The 15,467-nt window shown below is 67.0% G+C and carries 15 protein-coding genes and 1 pseudogene; 6 read left to right on the top strand and 10 right to left on the bottom strand.

Features of this window, described 5'->3' with window-relative positions; all coding sequences use genetic code 11:
• Positions 1–18: 18 nt before the first annotated feature.
• Positions 19–1,971 (top strand): sugar phosphate isomerase/epimerase and 4-hydroxyphenylpyruvate domain-containing protein, encoded by a 1,953-nt coding sequence (locus OHB12_RS08695; protein WP_327120955.1) that lies wholly within the window; start codon positions 19–21, stop codon positions 1,969–1,971.
• 61 nt (positions 1,972–2,032) lie between these two features.
• Here the strand turns inward: OHB12_RS08695 and OHB12_RS08690 are convergent, their stop codons facing one another.
• Genes OHB12_RS08690 through pcaH form a run of 6 tightly spaced genes read right to left on the bottom strand, consistent with a single transcriptional unit; the run spans position 2,033 to position 7,965 of the window.
• A complete protein-coding gene (locus OHB12_RS08690; protein WP_327117856.1) occupies positions 2,033–3,244 on the bottom strand; it encodes an acetyl-CoA C-acetyltransferase in 1,212 nt (403 codons plus the stop codon).
• A gap of 27 nt (positions 3,245–3,271) precedes the next feature.
• A complete protein-coding gene (locus OHB12_RS08685; RefSeq protein ID WP_327117854.1) occupies positions 3,272–4,051 on the bottom strand; it encodes an IclR family transcriptional regulator domain-containing protein in 780 nt (259 codons plus the stop codon).
• Positions 4,048–5,235, bottom strand: coding sequence for a bifunctional 3-oxoadipate enol-lactonase/4-carboxymuconolactone decarboxylase PcaDC (gene pcaDC / locus OHB12_RS08680; RefSeq protein ID WP_327117852.1), 1,188 nt, complete (start codon positions 5,233–5,235; stop codon positions 4,048–4,050). The genes OHB12_RS08685 and pcaDC overlap by 4 nt, the downstream gene beginning before the upstream one ends.
• The gene (locus OHB12_RS08675) at positions 5,232–6,617 is read right to left on the bottom strand and encodes a lyase family protein (RefSeq protein ID WP_327117850.1); all 1,386 of its coding nucleotides are present in this window, start codon (positions 6,615–6,617) and stop codon (positions 5,232–5,234) included. Before OHB12_RS08675 ends, pcaDC begins: the two co-directional genes overlap by 4 nt.
• Positions 6,618–6,626: 9 nt before the next feature.
• Positions 6,627–7,253: a protocatechuate 3,4-dioxygenase subunit alpha gene (gene pcaG / locus OHB12_RS08670; protein ID WP_327117848.1), complete on the bottom strand. Its 627-nt coding sequence runs from the start codon at positions 7,251–7,253 to the stop codon at positions 6,627–6,629.
• Positions 7,246–7,965 (bottom strand): protocatechuate 3,4-dioxygenase subunit beta, encoded by a 720-nt coding sequence (gene pcaH, locus OHB12_RS08665; RefSeq protein WP_327117846.1) that lies wholly within the window; start codon positions 7,963–7,965, stop codon positions 7,246–7,248. Before pcaH ends, pcaG begins: the two co-directional genes overlap by 8 nt.
• A gap of 154 nt (positions 7,966–8,119) precedes the next feature.
• On the opposite strand from pcaH, the gene OHB12_RS08660 reads away from it, so the two are divergent.
• Positions 8,120–8,866 carry a CoA transferase subunit A gene (locus tag OHB12_RS08660; RefSeq protein WP_327120953.1) on the top strand — a complete coding sequence of 249 codons (747 nt, stop codon included), beginning with the start codon at positions 8,120–8,122 and terminating at the stop codon, positions 8,864–8,866.
• Positions 8,863–9,519 carry a CoA transferase subunit B gene (locus OHB12_RS08655; protein ID WP_327117844.1) on the top strand — a complete coding sequence of 219 codons (657 nt, stop codon included), beginning with the start codon at positions 8,863–8,865 and terminating at the stop codon, positions 9,517–9,519. The genes OHB12_RS08660 and OHB12_RS08655 overlap by 4 nt, the downstream gene beginning before the upstream one ends.
• Positions 9,520–9,764: 245 nt before the next feature.
• Here OHB12_RS08655 and OHB12_RS08650 read toward each other — a convergent pair whose 3' ends face one another.
• Positions 9,765–10,721, bottom strand: a complete 957-nt coding sequence (locus tag OHB12_RS08650) for an AraC family transcriptional regulator (protein ID WP_327117842.1) — start codon at positions 10,719–10,721, stop codon at positions 9,765–9,767.
• Positions 10,722–11,112: 391 nt separating this feature from the next.
• On the opposite strand from OHB12_RS08650, the gene OHB12_RS08645 reads away from it, so the two are divergent.
• The 3 genes and pseudogenes from OHB12_RS08645 to OHB12_RS08635 all read left to right on the top strand — a co-directional run bounded on the left by OHB12_RS08645 (position 11,113) and on the right by OHB12_RS08635 (position 12,646).
• The gene (locus tag OHB12_RS08645) at positions 11,113–11,946 is read left to right on the top strand and encodes an alpha/beta fold hydrolase (RefSeq protein ID WP_327117840.1); all 834 of its coding nucleotides are present in this window, start codon (positions 11,113–11,115) and stop codon (positions 11,944–11,946) included.
• Positions 11,947–12,097: 151 nt separating this feature from the next.
• A pseudogene (locus OHB12_RS08640) lies at positions 12,098–12,310 on the top strand (hypothetical protein); the annotation flags it as partial.
• A gap of 24 nt (positions 12,311–12,334) precedes the next feature.
• A complete protein-coding gene (locus tag OHB12_RS08635; RefSeq protein WP_327117836.1) occupies positions 12,335–12,646 on the top strand; it encodes a hypothetical protein in 312 nt (103 codons plus the stop codon).
• 125 nt (positions 12,647–12,771) lie between these two features.
• Here OHB12_RS08635 and OHB12_RS08630 read toward each other — a convergent pair whose 3' ends face one another.
• The 3 genes from OHB12_RS08630 to OHB12_RS08620 are packed head-to-tail and all read right to left on the bottom strand — an operon-like array spanning position 12,772 to position 15,395.
• Positions 12,772–13,491, bottom strand: coding sequence for a maleylpyruvate isomerase family mycothiol-dependent enzyme (locus OHB12_RS08630; RefSeq protein ID WP_327117834.1), 720 nt, complete (start codon positions 13,489–13,491; stop codon positions 12,772–12,774).
• Positions 13,492–13,502: 11 nt separating this feature from the next.
• Complete coding sequence (locus OHB12_RS08625) at positions 13,503–14,321, bottom strand: fumarylacetoacetate hydrolase family protein (RefSeq protein ID WP_327117832.1); 819 nt, start codon at positions 14,319–14,321, stop codon at positions 13,503–13,505.
• A gap of 6 nt (positions 14,322–14,327) precedes the next feature.
• Complete coding sequence (locus OHB12_RS08620) at positions 14,328–15,395, bottom strand: cupin domain-containing protein (protein WP_327120951.1); 1,068 nt, start codon at positions 15,393–15,395, stop codon at positions 14,328–14,330.
• Positions 15,396–15,467 lie beyond the last annotated feature (72 nt).

The raw sequence follows: 15,467 nt of genomic DNA, 5'->3' as shown, positions 1-15,467 counted from the left end.
GTATCGCGTACCGATTCGATGAGAGATGGTGGTCGGGCGCCGGGTCGGCCCGCGGCGCGGGTACGCACCTCGGTGGCGACGGTGTCGTTGAGCGGCTCACTCGAGGACAAACTCACCGCCATCGCCGAGGCAGGCTTCGACGGATTCGAGGTGTTCGAGCCGGATTTCGTGAGCTCGGCGCTGACTCCTGCCGAGTTACGGGCCATGGCAGCCGCTCTGGGCCTGAGCATCGACCTCTACCAGCCGTTCCGCGACCTGGATTCGGTGGACCGCGAGCAGTTCCTGCGCAATCTGGTGCGCGCGGAAAGCAAATTCGATCTGATGCAGGTGCTGGGCTGCGAGACAATGCTCGTCTGCTCCTCGCCGCTGCCCACCGCGGTGCGCGACGACGCGCGGCTGGCCGAGCAACTCTGTGAGCTCGCGAAGCGTGCACACCGGCGCGGACTGCGCATCGCCTACGAGGCGCTGGCGTGGGGCGCCCACGTCGACACCTATCGGCATGCCTGGCGGATCGTCGATGATGCCGACCACCCGGCGCTGGGCACCTGCCTGGACAGCTTCCACATCCTCTCCCGCGGCGACGATCCCAGCGGGATCCGCGACATCCCCGGCGAGAAGATCTTCTTCCTGCAACTTGCCGACGCGCCCCGGCTGTCGATGGACGTGCTTTCGTGGAGCAGGCATCACCGCAACTTTCCCGGACAGGGCAACTTCGACCTCGCCACCTTCGGCGCGCACGTGCAGGCCTCCGGTTACACCGGCCCGTGGTCGTTGGAGGTGTTCAACGATGTGTTCCGGCAGGCGGCGACCGGGCGCACCGCCGTCGACGCGCACCGCTCGCTACTGCACCTGCAAGAGCGGGTGGCCCATGTGCAGGCCGCCGAATCGGACGCTCTCGGACTCGAACTGTTCGACCCTCCGCCGCGGGCACCGATCGATGGGGTGGTGTCGCTGCGATTCGCGGCCGGACCCGGCATGGAGACCGAGCTGTCCGCGGCCTTGGCGCATATCGGCTTCCATTTGGTCGGCCGGCACCGCGACCACGATTTACAACTGTGGCGGCACGGCGCGCTCACCATCGCGGTCGACGCCACCCCCGGCACTGTCTGGACCGCGCCCGGCATCCCCGCCGATCTGCCCGCACTCACCCAGATCGGCATCCGCTCCGACGATCCGGAGGCGTGGGCGCGCCGGGCGCGGGCGCTCGAGGTGCCCGCACACGAGGTTGAGCTGCCCGGTGCCGACCACGGCCCGGGCTCGGATGTGGTGCGGCTCAAGGTGACCGACGCGACCTCGCTGGACCTGCGCGGACCGGCCAGCGCGGTGGCATGGCTGTCGGCATTCGAAATCTACCCGCGCCACGAGGCGCGGTGGCTCGGACAGGGACCGTTGCTCACCGGTGTCGACCACATCGCACTGGCGGTACCCGCCGACAGTTGGGACGGCATCATGCTGCTGTTGCGCTCGGTATTCGGCATGCAGCCGCACGAGGGCCTCGCCGTCGCCGATGCCATGGGCCTGATCCACTCGCAGGCGTTGACCCTGACCAGTGGGACGGGCGCGGCGGAGAGCACCGTGCGCATCCTGCTGAACATGGTGCCTGGCAGCGTCTCCGGCACAGCGGACCTGCCCGCGCCACGGCGCGGCGGCATCGGCCACATCGCGTTCTCGTGTACCGACATCTTCGCCACCGCGGCCGGCATGCGCGCCAACGGCTATGTACCGCTACCGATCTCGGGCAACTACTACGAAGACCTGCGAGCTCGATTCGATCTGGCTCCCGACCTGCTCACCCGCATGCGGACCGATGGCATCCTCTACGACGCCACCGACAAAGGCGAGTTCTTCCACCTCTTCACCCGGACCGTGGGCGCCGATCTGTTCTTCGAGGTCGCGCAGCGAGTCGGCGACTATTCGGGCTACGGCGAGGCCAACGCCGCTGTCCGGCTCTCCGCCCAGATGCGTATGTGATCTGGATCGGTTCGGCCTGGACACCCGCCACCGCGGCGGCCTTCGACCTCCGCACGCATGACTAGACCAGTCGTTCGAAGACCGCCGCCAATCCTTGTCCGCCGCCGATGCACATGGTTTCCAGGCCGTATCGACCCTCGCGTCGGTCGAGTTCGCGCAGCAGGGTGGCCAGGATGCGGGCGCCGGTAGCGCCGACCGGGTGGCCGAGGGAGATGCCGGAACCGTTGGGATTCAATCGATTGTCATCGGGCTCGAGCTTCCACGCGCGCAGTACCGCGAGGGTCTGGGCGGCGAAGGCCTCGTTCAGCTCGAGGACATCCATGTCGTCGAGGGTGAGGTTCAGCCGGGCCAGGGCCTTTTCGGTGGCGGGTACCGGTCCGATGCCCATGGTGCGCGGGGGGACTCCGGCCACCGCCCATGAGGCGAGCCGGGCCAGCGGGCGCAATCCGAGTTCTCGGGCCTTCTCCATCGTCGTCACGATGCACACCGCGGCGCCGTCGTTCTGGCCGCTGGCGTTGCCCGCGGTGACGGTCGAGTCCGGGTCGATGCTCGCGCGAATCGGACGCAGTGCGGCCAGAGTTTCCAGGGTGGTGTCGGCGCGCGGGTGTTCGTCGGTGTCGACCAGGAGCGGATCGGATTTACGTTGCGGTACCGCCACTCCCACGATTTCCTCGGCAAACCGTCCGGAGGTTTGGGCGGCGACGGCGCGCTGATGCGATTGGACGGCGAAGGCATCCTGATCAGTTCGGCTGATAGCGAATTCGGCGCGTAGGTGCTCGGCGGTGTGGATCATGCCGCCGGGGACCGGGAAGTTCTTGCCGCCCGCGGTGACTCGGGCCCGGGCCAGTCGGTCGCTGAGCGCTACGCCATCGCCCTTGATCCCCCAGCGCATGCCGGTCGCATAGAACTCGGCCTGGCTCATCGATTCGACACCGCCCGCCAGCACCAGGTCGCTGCCACCGGTGGTGACCTGCATGCAGGCATGGAGGATGGCCTGTAGCCCGGATCCGCAGCGCCGATCCACCTGAAGGCCGGGCACCTCGACGCCGAGTCCGGCGTCGAGCGCGGCTACGCGGCCGATCGCGGGGGCTTCGCCGTTGGGTGAGGCCTGGCCGAGGATGACGTCATCGACCTGGCTGCCGTCGATTCCGGTGCGCGACAGCAGCTCGGAGATGACTGTTGCGGCGAGGGTCTCCGGCGGAATGTCCTTGAAGACTCCGCCGAAACGGCCGACCGGGGTCCGCAGCGGCTCGCAGATGACGGCTTCGGGCATGACAGTTCCTTTGCGGTGGAAGGGGATTCACGCTTGCGTTTGGACGCGGGTGAGATCGAGAGCGATGGCCTCGGCGGCCGCCAGCAGCGGCGGAACCAGATCCTTGCGCACGGCCGCGGCCGAGTATCGGGCGGCCTGGGTGGAGATGTTGACCGCGGCGATCACCGTGCCGGCGTGGTCGCGGATCGGTGCGGCCAGTGACCGCAGCCCCTCCTCGAGTTCCTGGTCGACGACGCAATAGCCGTCGGCGCGTACCTTGGCCACTTCCTTGCGCAATCCGTCGACGGTGATGATGGTCCGTCCGGTGAGCGGGGCGAGCATGACGCGCGTGAGGTAGTCCTCGAGCGCGGCGTCGGAGAGTCCGGCCAACAGCACCCGGCCCATCGAGGCGACGTACGCGGGGAAGCGGGTGCCGATATTGATCGACACCGTCATGATCCGGCTGACCGGGACCCGCGCGACATACACCACGTCCGCACCATCCAGGACGGACACCGAGGTCGACTCGTGCACCTGCTTGGCCAGCGATTCCAGATGGGGCCCTGCTACGTCCGGCAGCGTGAGACTGGAAAGGTAGCTGTAGCCGAGCTCCAGCACGCGAGGCGTCAACCAGAACAGGGAACCGTCGGTGCGAACATAGCCGAGTTCGACCAGGGTGAGCAGGAAGCGCCGGGCGGTGGCCCGAGTCAGGTCGGTGGCTTTGGCGACGTCGCTGAGGGTGCGGCGCGGGTGTTCGGCGTCGAAGGACCGAATGACAGCCAGCCCGCGGCCCAACGATTGCACATACTCCGGTGATGGTTCGGTCATGGTCGGTGCGGTTCCTCCTCTGCGGTGGACCCGGCCGGTCCGACACCCTCCGCGAGCGCCGCTTTGCCGAGTCCGAAGGCGAGGTTACTGTTCGGCACGCCCGCATAGATCGCGGTGTGCAGGAACACCTCCCCGAGTTCGGCGGGCGCCACACCGGCCCGCAGCGCCGCGCGGATGTGCATATCCAGTTCGTGCGTGTTGCCGACCGCAGTGAGAATGGCCAGCGTCAACAGGCGCCGGGTGTGCTGGCCGAGCCCGGGTCTGTGCCATACATCGCCCCATGCGGTGCGGGTGATGAAATCCTGAAACGGAGCAGTGAATTCGGTAGTGGCGGCGTTCGCGCGATCCACGTGCGCGTCGCCGAGCACCGACCGGCGCACCCACATCCCCGCATCGAATGCGGCTGCGCGCTGCGCCGGACCGGCGATGTGCGCGGCGATCAGGGCCGACACCGGTCCAGCCTGCTCGACGCTGGCCAGGTGCGCGGCCGGATCCAGCACGTGCAGTGCGGAATTCGCGATGCCCTCGGCGATGAGGCGCAGATCCGCCGGGGTGGTGGCTGGATCCTGCGCACCCGCGATCACCAGGGTGGGAGCTGTGATGCGGGCCAGATCCGCGCGGCCGTCCCAGCTCGCGATCGCCTCGCAGCAGGCGGCATAGCCTTCGGCATCGGTGTCCGCGACCATGGTCCGGCTGTGGGCGATGAGCGCTGGATCCCGTTCGGCCAGTCCGTCGGAGAACCAGCGGGCCACCACCGTTTCGGCGATCGCCGCGGTGCCGTTCGCCCGGACCGTCGCCGCGCGGTCCAGCCACCCTGGCGCCGCACCGAATTTCGCGGCCGTGCATAGCAGTGTCAGCGTCCGCACCCGAGTCGGTGCGTGCGTGGCGATCCACTGCGCGACCGCGCCGCCGAGCGACAGCCCGACCAGGTGCACCGCGCCGCGGTCGAGTCGATCGAGTAGTGCGAGGACGTCAGCGGCCAGTTCATCGATCGTGTATGGCCCTGCGGGCGTAGGGGATTCGCCGTGACCGCGCAGATCCACGGCGATCACCTCGTGCGCGGCCGACAGCGCGGCAACCTGTGGGTCCCACATGGTGCGATCGGATCCGAGCGACCCGAGCAGCACCACGGTCGGGCCGCCGCCGTCCGGTCCGGTTCGGTGATGTGCGAGTGCAACGCTCACGATGATGCCTCCGTCGCGGTCGGTCCCGGATCTCCGGCTGCCGGGGGGACAGTGCGGGCTTCGAGTCGGTCCACGCCGCCGCGGTCGGTCAGCATCCGATCGACGAGTTCGCGAGCGTGACCGAGATATTCGGTGGCGTCGAGCAATTCGCGCAACCTGTCCGCTCCCAGGTACTCGGTGATGGCGGGATCGGTAGCAATTTCGGGGTTTTCCTTGGTGGCGGCGGCGGTGACGATCTCGCGTGCCGCGTCGGTATGCGCCGAGAGCGCCCCAGTGACCCGCTCCGCGAGCAGTAGTCCCTTGCTGGCGGCAAGATTGCGGGCCATCGCCTCCGGGTGCACGTGCAGGCCGGTCAGGCTCTGCGCCAAGCGATGCGCGGCACCGCCGGTGACCCGCAGCAGGTCGGTGATCGTCTCCCATTCGGCGTGCCAGGCACCGGCGGCGCGCTGCAGTTCGTGATCCATCGACCCGAGGGCGTCGGCAACCAGTCCTGGCACCCGGCGGGCCGCCGCCCGAGCGGCGATCGCGGCGATCGCGTTGCGCTTGTGCGGCATGGCCGAGGAGCCGCCGGGGGAGTCCTCACTGACCTCGCCGACCTCGGTGGCGGCCAGCGCGATGATGTCGGTAGTGGTCTTGGCGATCGCCCCCGCGGCAACACCGAGCGCGGCGGCCAGTTCACCGATCCGTGTCCGCTCGGCATGCCACGGGATGCCCTGATCGGCCAGTCCGAGTTCGGCGGCCAGTTCGGCGGCGACAGCCAGGCCGCTGGGGTGCAGTGCCGCGAGCGTGCCCGCGGCGCCACCGAATTGCACCGGCAGCTCGGCCAGCACCGCGGTGAGTCCGCCCGCGGCGCGGTCGAGGCCCGCGCACCAGGTCGCTGCCAGTGCGCCGAAGGTGGTGGGCAGGGCCTGCTGCCCGAGCGTGCGGGCGGCCATCGAGGTGTCGCGGTGCACGCGCGCCAGTGTCGCCGCGGCGTCGGCGGCGGCCTGCAGATCCGTGACCACGAGGACACCGGCGCGCCGGGCGAGCAGCATCAGCGCGGTATCGGAGATGTCCTGGCTGGTGGCGCCCTTGTGCACGGCGGACGCGGGCACCCCCGCCGCCGCGCATGCCGCACGCAGCTGTCCGACCAGCGGAATCACCGGGTTGCCGCCTGCCACTGCCGCCCGCCCCAATTCGGCAGGGTCGGTGCTGTCGGCCAGCTCTTTCGCGGCCGCGTCGATGGCGGCCGCGTGCCCGGACTCGATGACACCGAGTTCGGCCTCGGCCCGCGCCAGTGCCGCCTCCACATCCAGCAGTGCCGTGATCCAAGCGCGGTCGGATAATGCGGCTCCGACTGCGGCGGCCCCGAACAGGGGATCGAACAGCTCTCCACGCGACACGCAGGGCTCCTAGGCGTAGAAGAACGGCGTCTCATCGCCGTCCGGGTTCGGGTCCTGCACGACGATGTCGAGGTGGTAGCCGTCGTCGGTCGCGGTGGCGATCAGCTTGGGCCGCTGAAATTCCGGCAGTGATCCGAGCACCGGGTCGGCGGCGTTGGCGGCGGCCTCGTCCGGGAAATACAGCCGGGTGATGAGCCGGTTCAGTATGCCGCGCGCGAAGATCGACACGTTCAGGTGCGGCGCCTCGGTCGTGCCGTCGCCTGCCGGGTTGGCGCCTGGTTTGACGGTGGTGAACCGGGCGGTGCCTGCGGTGTCGGCGGGACAGCGCCCGAATCCGCGAAAGGCCGGATTCGTTTGCGGCCGTGGATCGTCCGGGTGCGCGAAGACACCGTCGGCATTGGCTTGCCAGAGTTCGACGAGCGCGTCGGCGACCGGTTCGCGTCGGCCGTCGATCACCGTGACCGAGATCGTGATCGTGCTCTCGGAGCCGGGCGTGACCACTTCGGGTCCGTCCGGCCATGGCAGGCCGATGTGCAGGTAGGGGCCCACGGTCTGGGAAGGGGTGGGTCCGAATTCGACGGTACTGAAGTCGCCGGGAACGACGGGGTATCGGGGTGCGAAGCCGGTGTCACTCATCGTGGTCGTCGCTCTCGAACGGGGTCTCGTCGCGGCCACGCAGGACGATATCGAAGCGGAAGCCGATCACCCAGTTGTCGGTGGTAGCGGCGTAGTCGAACACGCTGATCATGCGCTGGCGGGCGCCGTCGGGCACCGAGTTGTAGATCGGGTCCTGGAAGAACAGCGGATCGTCCGGGAAGTACATCTGGGTGACCAGGCGCTGGGTGAATGCCCGGCCGAACAGGGAGAAATGGATGTGTGCCGGTCGCCATGCGTTGTAGTGATTGCTCCACGGGTAGGCGCCGGGCTTGATCGTTGTGAACGAGTAGTGGCCGTCGGTGTCGGTCAAGGCCCGGCCCACACCGTCGAAGTGCGGATCCAGCGGTGCCGGCCACTGGTCGTCCTGGTGCCGATAGCGTCCCGCGGCATTGGCCTGCCAGATCTCGACCAAGGTGTTCGGTACCGGTTTGCGGTCGCTGTCCAGCACGCGGCCGTGGACGACGATGCGCTGCCCGATGGCCTCGCCGCCGTTGACGAGGGTGAGATTGGCGTCCGCGGCGGTGACCCGGCCTTCGCCGAGCACCGGACCGGTCAACTCGCCGAGCCCCTGCGGCAGCGGGTTCAGCGGCTGCTTCGGGTGGCGTAGAGCGGTCGTCCGGTAGTCCGGAAAGTCGAGGGGCGCCTCCTCGTCCTTCTCGATCCGGCGGTACCGCGATGGCAGGTGGAGCATGCTAGAGACCTCACGTTCGGAATGTGGACATCTTTGCGGTATACGAACATCATAGGGCTCGCCGTGTGCCCTGGGCAACGTACGACGGCAGAAATGTTCGCTATGCGGATCAATGTTCACAATACGCACAGTTTCGGTTATGGTGGTGCTCGTGATGGACAAAGTCATTGCCGCGGCCGCCGACGCGGTCGCGGACATACCGGATGGCGCCTCGCTCGCCGTAGGTGGATTCGGCCTCGTCGGAGTTCCCGAAGTGCTCATCAACGCGCTGCTCGTGCAGGGTGCCACCGGTTTGGAAGTGGTCAGCAATAATTGCGGCACTTCGGGTTTCGGGCTCGGTGTGCTTCTCGCCGCGCATCGGATCCTGCGCACCATCAGCTCCTACGTCGGCTCCAACGAGGAGTTCGCGCGCCAGTATCTGGCGGGTGAGCTCGAGGTGGAACTGACACCGCAGGGCACCCTCGCCGAACGCATGCGAGCCGGTGGTGCGGGCATCCCGGCCTTCTTCACCCCCGCGGGTGTTGGTACCCAGGTCGCCGAGGGTGGACTTCCACTGCGCTACGACGGCAACGGTGGCATAGCGATCGCGAGCCCGCCGAAGGAGACCCGCGTCTTCGACGGGGTCACCTATGTGATGGAGCGCGGCATCGTCACCGACTACGCCTTGGTACATGCTTGGAAGGGCGACCGGCACGGCAATCTGGTGTACCGGGCCAGCGCCCGCAACTTCAATCCACCCGCCGCCACCGCGGGCCGTATCACCATCGCCCAGGTCGAATATCTGGTGGAGCCGGGCGAGCTCGACCCGGACGAGGTGCACACCCCGGGTATCCATGTGCAGCGCGTCGTGCCCGTGGGCAAGGTCGAGGTCGGAATCGAGAACAGGACGGTGCGCCCATGAAGCTGACTCGTGAACAGATGGCGGCCCGGGTTGCCGCGGAACTCGCGGACGGCCAATATGTCAACCTCGGGATCGGCATGCCCACGTTGGTGCCGAATTATCTGTCCGACGACATCACCGTAGTGCTGCACTCGGAGAACGGCGTGCTCGGTGTCGGCCCGTATCCGACCGAGGACGAACTCGATCCTGAACTGATCAACGCGGGCAAGGAGACCATCACCGTGCTGCCCGGCGCCTCCTATTTCGACTCCGCACAGTCGTTCGGCATGATCCGCGGCGGGCAGGTCGACGTCGCCGTGCTCGGCGCCATGCAGGTCAGCGCCCGCGGTGACCTGGCCAACTGGATGATTCCCGGCGCAATGGTCAAGGGCATGGGCGGCGCGATGGATCTGGTGCACGGCGCCCGCCGCGTGATCGTGATGATGGAACACGTCTCCCGCAGGGGCGAACCCAAGATCCTCGAGCAGTGCACTCTGCCGCTCACCGGCCTGGGCTGCGTGCATCGCATCATCACCGATATGGCGGTGCTCGACGTCACCGAACATGGTCTGCTGCTGGTGGACACGGTACCGGGAGTCACCGTCGACGAGGTGCGCACGGCCACCGCCGCCGACTTTGCCATCGACTCCGCACCGCTCGAGCGCGTCGGCTGACGGTGGCGCCGGCAGGCCGTCTGGCATCTGCTACCCAACCCCGACACCCGATTCCACGATCTCGGCGCCGATCATTTCGGCCGCCATGTCAACCCGAACAGCAAGAAACGCAACCATATTCGCCAGCTCGAAGCTCTCGGCTATACGGTCACCCTCACCCCAGCCGCCTGAACATTGCCACCATTACAGCCCGAGACCACCACTCGGCAAGACACCACGTAACGGACACCGTAGCCGCGGCACCATCATTTTCCCGCGTGGCGGATATCGCGCGGGCTGGCGGCGAAGCGCTGACGGAACGCGGTACTGAAAGCACTGGCTGAGCCGAAGCCCAGTCCGATGGCTATGGAGGCGATGCTCCAGTCACGGTAGGCGGGATTACGCAAGCGCGAATATGCCACCTGTAGACGTTCTTCCTTGATCAGTTCGCGTGGTGTGGTGCCGGCTTGCTGGAGCGCGAGCTGTACCTGCCGGACCGACCAGCCGAGCGCGCGGGCGATGGTCGCGCCGGTCAGGTCGAGGTCGGTGATGTGGGAGCGGACATAGTGCCGGACCGTGGCTTCCAGGTCGGCGAGATGGCTGGGTCCGGTGGACTGATCACCGACGATGTGCATGCAGAGCAGCTCCACCGCGCGTGCGGAGACGGTGTCGAACTGATGGCGGGTGAGACTACTGCCCTCGTCGAACAGCCCGGCAACCAGGTCTGCGACCACGCGCCCCAGTCCGGAGGTGAGGTCGGTAGGATGGGCCGCCGACAACTGGGCGCGGCCGAGGCGGTGGTCGACTTCGCGGCGGGGAATGGTCATAAGCAATCCCTTGGTGTCATCACCTAGCGCGAACGCGAACGGCTGGTCGATGCTCACCAAGCAACCGACACCCGGTGGCAGGCGCATATGTTGGTCGGCCTGCCAGAGATCGACCGGTCCGGCGATTGGCAGCAGCAACCGGAAATTGTCGTCGGAATCGCCCCGTATATGTCCGTGGGTGCGGTAATAGGTGACGGCGTCGGATTGCCAGCCGACGATCTGGTAGTCACTGGTGCGCCGCAAGGTCGTTCGGCCGTCGAAGTCGCCGCCACGAGGGAACGCATAACCCAAACGTCGATGGTACGAGTTGATCAGCTCGGACCAGTACTCCGTGCGTTCCCTCGGTGCGACGGTGCGCGTCATGGCGGTCTCGACGAAAACGGCTCTGTCGCTCACCGGCGCTCACTTTCTGCTCCCTGATCCGATCCGCACCGGAGCGCGCGAGGCATGTCGCGATTCGGTGTAGCCACAGCATAATCCGGCACTGCCGCCAGCACCTGATGTCAGGGCAATACGCTGCGGTCATCTTGTCGGTGGACGCAGCATTCTTGCGATCGTGCGCAACGTTTAGTCCCGAACTCGTGACGGTTCAATGGCCCGCGGAGCCGAAACGAAACCCACGCGAGCTGTTGTGCCGGCCAACCCATTCCATGACCGCGTATTCGACATCGGCGATCGGCAATTGTGTGTGATGTGCCGGCACACGGACCGCTCCGCTGCGGCGATACCAGGAAAAAATGGCGTGGTATAGAAAGAGCAATAGCGCAGTGATGGAAGGCGGTGGTCCGTGGTAGTCGAAGATCAATACATTCCCACGCAGTTGGGCACGGTCAGGGTTCGGCTGAGCGGGTCAGGAGATCCCATCTTGATGTGGCCGAGCCTGTTGATGGACCACTCCCTCTGGGATGCTCAGGTCGACCATCTCTCGACCCGGTTCACAACGATCGCGCTCGACCCGCCCGGTCATGGGCAGAGCAGTCGGCTCGCCAGCACATTCACCTTTGACGAATGCGCTACGTGCATCGTCCAGATTCTCGATGCGCTCGGTTTCGAGCGAACACATGTGCTGGGGAACTCCTGGGGCGCGATGGTCGGCGCGACTTTCGCCGCGCGGCATCCCGAGCGGGTGGGATGCAGCATCCTGATGAACGGCACCGCCTCGCCTGCGCCGACTCGGCAGAAGGTCGAGTACGCCGCGCTTGTGACGATTATACGGATGATGGGAGGAATCCGTCCGCCGCTGACCAGATCCGTGGTCGGCGCGTTTCTCGGTCCGACCTCGCGGAAGACGCGCCCTGCGACGGGTCCCCTGATCGTGGATGTCGCCCGCCGTCAGGACGCGGCGTCGCTTGTGAAGGCGGTGCGCAGCGTGGTGCCGCTCCGGCCGGATCAACGTGACCTGCTGGCCACGATCCGTACCCCGACGTTGATCATTGCGGGACGGGAAGACGTAACGTTCCCCCCTGCGGAGGTGCAGCGGATGGCGGCGGTCATACCGAACTCGGAGTTCGTCCTCATCGAGGACGCTGCACACCTCGTCGCGCTGGAAGTGCCGGACAGGGTGAACATGTTGATCGACGACTTCATCCAGAAGCACGAGCGGACCGGGCAAGACACGTGATCGGCATCCGAATCGACCTCATCACCGGCGCGGTCGCGGCGACCACCACACTGGCCGCTGCCTTGAACGAACTCAGCGGCGTCACCAGCCACTGACGAGGCTGGATCGGCACATCGATGGCACCGTCATCCTGAACGCATTGCGGGCCTGGATGATTGGTTCCCAGGGATGTGGTGCGCGGCTGCGCCGCACCCGACCCGACCTGGCCCCACGACGCCCGGAGATCGGATTCGCCCCGCAGTTGACCGACGCCGAACTGGTAAACCTGGCGGTGATCCAGGCGCTGCTCGGGTACACCTCCGAGGCCCGCTGGCTGCGGCATGCTCACAAGCATCTGCGGCATCTGTTCCGGTACCTACCGCAACATTGAGAAGGGTTGGAATGCAGAATGGGAAAGTACGTGGCGATCTACACCGGTTACCCGGCTGAGGACTCCGATCCGCATGCGGTCCGCGCATCATGGGAGCAATGGTTCCGCGACCTCGGCGCGGCGGTCATAGACCCTGGCAGCGTGTTCACCGCCGCTAGAACCGTCACCCTGGACGGCTCGGTCATCGACGGCAACCGGACGAAGCTCACCGGCTACACCATCCTGGCCGCCGACGATCTGGACGCCGCCGCGGCGATGGTCACCCAGTGCCCCGGCCTGGCCAACGCCGCGATCGAGGTCTACGAGGCGGTTGGCCTGGACGCGGTATAACGGCGGGCTACACCTTCGGATCCGACGAACAGTCATGGGACGGCCGCTGGCTGGTGGTGCTGATCTCCACCCGGAATCGATGCGAGCGACGCAAGCGAAGTGGGCTGCCAGCCCCGGCGCTCGGCTCATAGCCAGCCTGGCGGCCCATCGAGGTGGCCTTCGATGCGCACGCCGGCCCCGCCGCGGCCGGCAGCCCACCGGGCGACGGCGGCGAGTGGGCCGGCGACCCTGGCCGTGTGAGTCGAATCCTCGTGTACCGCTATCGGTGTGGCTGCCTCGACCGCCAGGACGAGCCCGATACCGAGGCCCTTCTTACGCCACATACCGACAATGTCCGTGAGCAGGGAGCCGAGCACCGGGGAGGGAAAGTCGCCGAAGCGGCCGTCGCTCGCGAGGTCGACGGCATGTATCCATACCTCACGTGTGCGCATCCATGTCGTCTCGGCGGCGGGGACGACGCGGCCTTGGGCCGTGCGCACCTCGGCCGCCCATGCCGTCGGCGGTAGGTTGCGCCACTTCTCATCAAGGCGGGCGGCAGTGTGGGTGAACAAGTTTCGCAGGGCAGCCGGACTGAGGGTGGATCCCTCGTCGATTTCGCGGGCCCGTTGTTCGGCGGAGGCGTACATCGGTGTTTCGATGCCGGTGGCCGCCCAGTCCAGTAAGCGGCACAGGGCGGCTGCGTTGTAGCCGATGTGGGCGAGCAGATGCCTGCGTGTCCATCCGGGCAGCAGCGTGTTTCCGCCGAGGTCGGCGTCGGAGAATCTCGCCAGACGCTGGGCGAAGTAGGCGGTGCCGCGGCGGGCGATCTGTAGTTGCTCGTCGAGTGCGAGTTCATCGAATTCCACTGTCCAGGAACCTATTCGACGATCGTCCTGTTGCGGATCGTGCCGATGCCTTCGATGCTGACGGCGACCGTCTCTCCGTTCTGGATGTAACGCGGGGGTTTGCGGGCATGGCCGACGCCGCCGGTGGTTCCGGTGATGATCACGTCGCCGGGCTGCAGAGTGACGATGTGGGAGATGTAGTCGACCAGCTTCGCGGGGGTGAAGACGAGATCGTCGGTGGTGGCGTTCTGCATCACCCGGCCGTCGAGGCGTGTTTCGATTCGGCTTCCGAGGGCGTAGTCGGTGACCAGGACTGGTCCGAAGCCGCTGGTCTTTTCGAACGTCTTGCCCTGGTCCCACTGCAGCGTGCGGTATTGGTAGTCGCGCATGGTGTAGTCGTTGATCACCGAGTAGCCCGCGATGTAGGTCTCGGCGTCGGCCGCCGAGACCTGATAGGCCTCGTTGCCGATGACGACGGCCAATTCCGCTTCCCAATCCAACTCGGAGGCGGCGTAGGCCGGCACGATCACGTCGTCGTACGGGCCGGTCAGGGCCTCTTTGAATTTCGAGAACAGGGTCGGATACCGGGGTAGCTCCCGGCCCATCTCTTTGATGTGGGTGGCGTAGTTGAGCCCGACACAGATGATCTTGCCCGGATTCGGTACCACCGGTGCGTAGTCGGCGTCGGAAAGGTCGACAGTTCGGCCGGATGCCTGCTTCGCCAACGTTTTCCAGTCGGGTGCGGTCAGCAGCTCGGAGAGGTCCGCATACCCGTCGATGACGGTTGCCGTGGTGTCACCGACGAGAACCGGCGCGGTGGCGCCGTCGAGGCGAAGGGTGGCGAGTTTCATCGGTGCTCAGATTCCTTCGGCGATGTGGACGCGGTCGAGGTGGAGGCGTTCGACGATCGGTGCGTCGGAGAACATGAACAGGTCGAACTCGGTGTCGGCCTCGATGGACCACTGCGTCCAGGACGGCACGACGATCAGATCGCCCTTGCCGACCGCACTGACCTCGTCGCCGAGGCGGAATCGTCCTGAACCCTCGAACACCTGGTAGACGGCCGACCCGACCGCACGACACGGACGGGTGTGCGCGCCGGCGCGCAGGCGATGGAATTCGGCGCGGAGCGTCGGCATGACGTCACCACCGGTGGTCGGATTGGTATAGCGGACGGCGGCGTGCCCGGGCTCGGTCGTGGCGCCATATCCCTCGTCCTCGAGGGCGAGTTGCTCGCGCAGCGCGGCATCGGTGTGTTCCCACCGGTACGCGGCGATCGGCGAGCTGACTTCGGCGTCGAGGCCGACGAGCGGTCGCAAGCCGGGATGTGCCCACAGCCGTTCCGCGCGCGATACATCGGGTGTGGAATCGTCCGTGACGCCGTCGGATCCGAACTCGAAAAATCCCGCGTCGGTGTAGTGGACGAACGGGATGTCGAGTCCATCGATCCACGCCATCGGCTGGTCGGTGTCGTTGTGGTGGCCGTGGAAGTGCCAGCCGGGGGTGAGCAACAGGTCGCCGCGGCGCATCGCCACGGGGTCGCCGTTGACGACGGTCCACACGCCCTCGCCTTCGACGACGAACCGGAACGCGTTCTGGCTGTGGCGATGTTCGGGCGCGGTCTCCTTCGGGCCGAGATACTGGATGGCTGCCCACAGTGTGGGCGTGACGTATGGCACGCCGCCCAGGCCTGGGTTCGCCAGCGCGATGGCGCGTCGCTCGCCGCCACGGCCGACCGGCACGAGGCCACCGGCGCGCTGCGCCAGTGGATACAGCGTCGACCATTGCCATACGAAGGGAACGGCTTTGGCGGTGGGCGTCATCGGCATCAGATCGCCGAGCTGGGTCCACAGCGGGTTCAGGTGAGCGGTCTCGAAATCGCGGTAGAGCTGATCCAGCTCAGCGAGCGGTGCGGAGGCGGTCATCGGGCCTACTTCCTGTGCGGCGGAGTCGAGTACGGTCGTCGTGGCGATGGGAGGCCACGGCTCCGCGTGGTC

It is taken from the genome of Nocardia sp. NBC_01730, assembly GCF_035920445.1.
Classification (GTDB): domain Bacteria; phylum Actinomycetota; class Actinomycetes; order Mycobacteriales; family Mycobacteriaceae; genus Nocardia.
Note: the sequence above shows the minus strand (reverse complement) of the source record. Positions and strands in the feature narration are given on the sequence as shown.

Coding starts and splice junctions, on each gene's coding strand:
- OHB12_RS08695 (WP_327120955.1), top strand. CDS start 19: ATGAGAGATGGTGGTCGGGCGCCGGGTCGGCCCGCGGCGCGGGTACGC.
- OHB12_RS08690 (WP_327117856.1), bottom strand. CDS start 3,244: ATGCCCGAAGCCGTCATCTGCGAGCCGCTGCGGACCCCGGTCGGCCGT.
- OHB12_RS08685 (WP_327117854.1), bottom strand. CDS start 4,051: ATGACCGAACCATCACCGGAGTATGTGCAATCGTTGGGCCGCGGGCTG.
- pcaG (WP_327117848.1), bottom strand. CDS start 7,253: ATGAGTGACACCGGCTTCGCACCCCGATACCCCGTCGTTCCCGGCGAC.
- pcaH (WP_327117846.1), bottom strand. CDS start 7,965: ATGCTCCACCTGCCATCGCGGTACCGCCGGATCGAGAAGGACGAGGAG.
- OHB12_RS08660 (WP_327120953.1), top strand. CDS start 8,120: ATGGACAAAGTCATTGCCGCGGCCGCCGACGCGGTCGCGGACATACCG.
- OHB12_RS08655 (WP_327117844.1), top strand. CDS start 8,863: ATGAAGCTGACTCGTGAACAGATGGCGGCCCGGGTTGCCGCGGAACTC.
- OHB12_RS08635 (WP_327117836.1), top strand. CDS start 12,335: ATGGGAAAGTACGTGGCGATCTACACCGGTTACCCGGCTGAGGACTCC.
- OHB12_RS08625 (WP_327117832.1), bottom strand. CDS start 14,321: ATGAAACTCGCCACCCTTCGCCTCGACGGCGCCACCGCGCCGGTTCTC.
- OHB12_RS08620 (WP_327120951.1), bottom strand. CDS start 15,395: ATGACCGCCTCCGCACCGCTCGCTGAGCTGGATCAGCTCTACCGCGAT.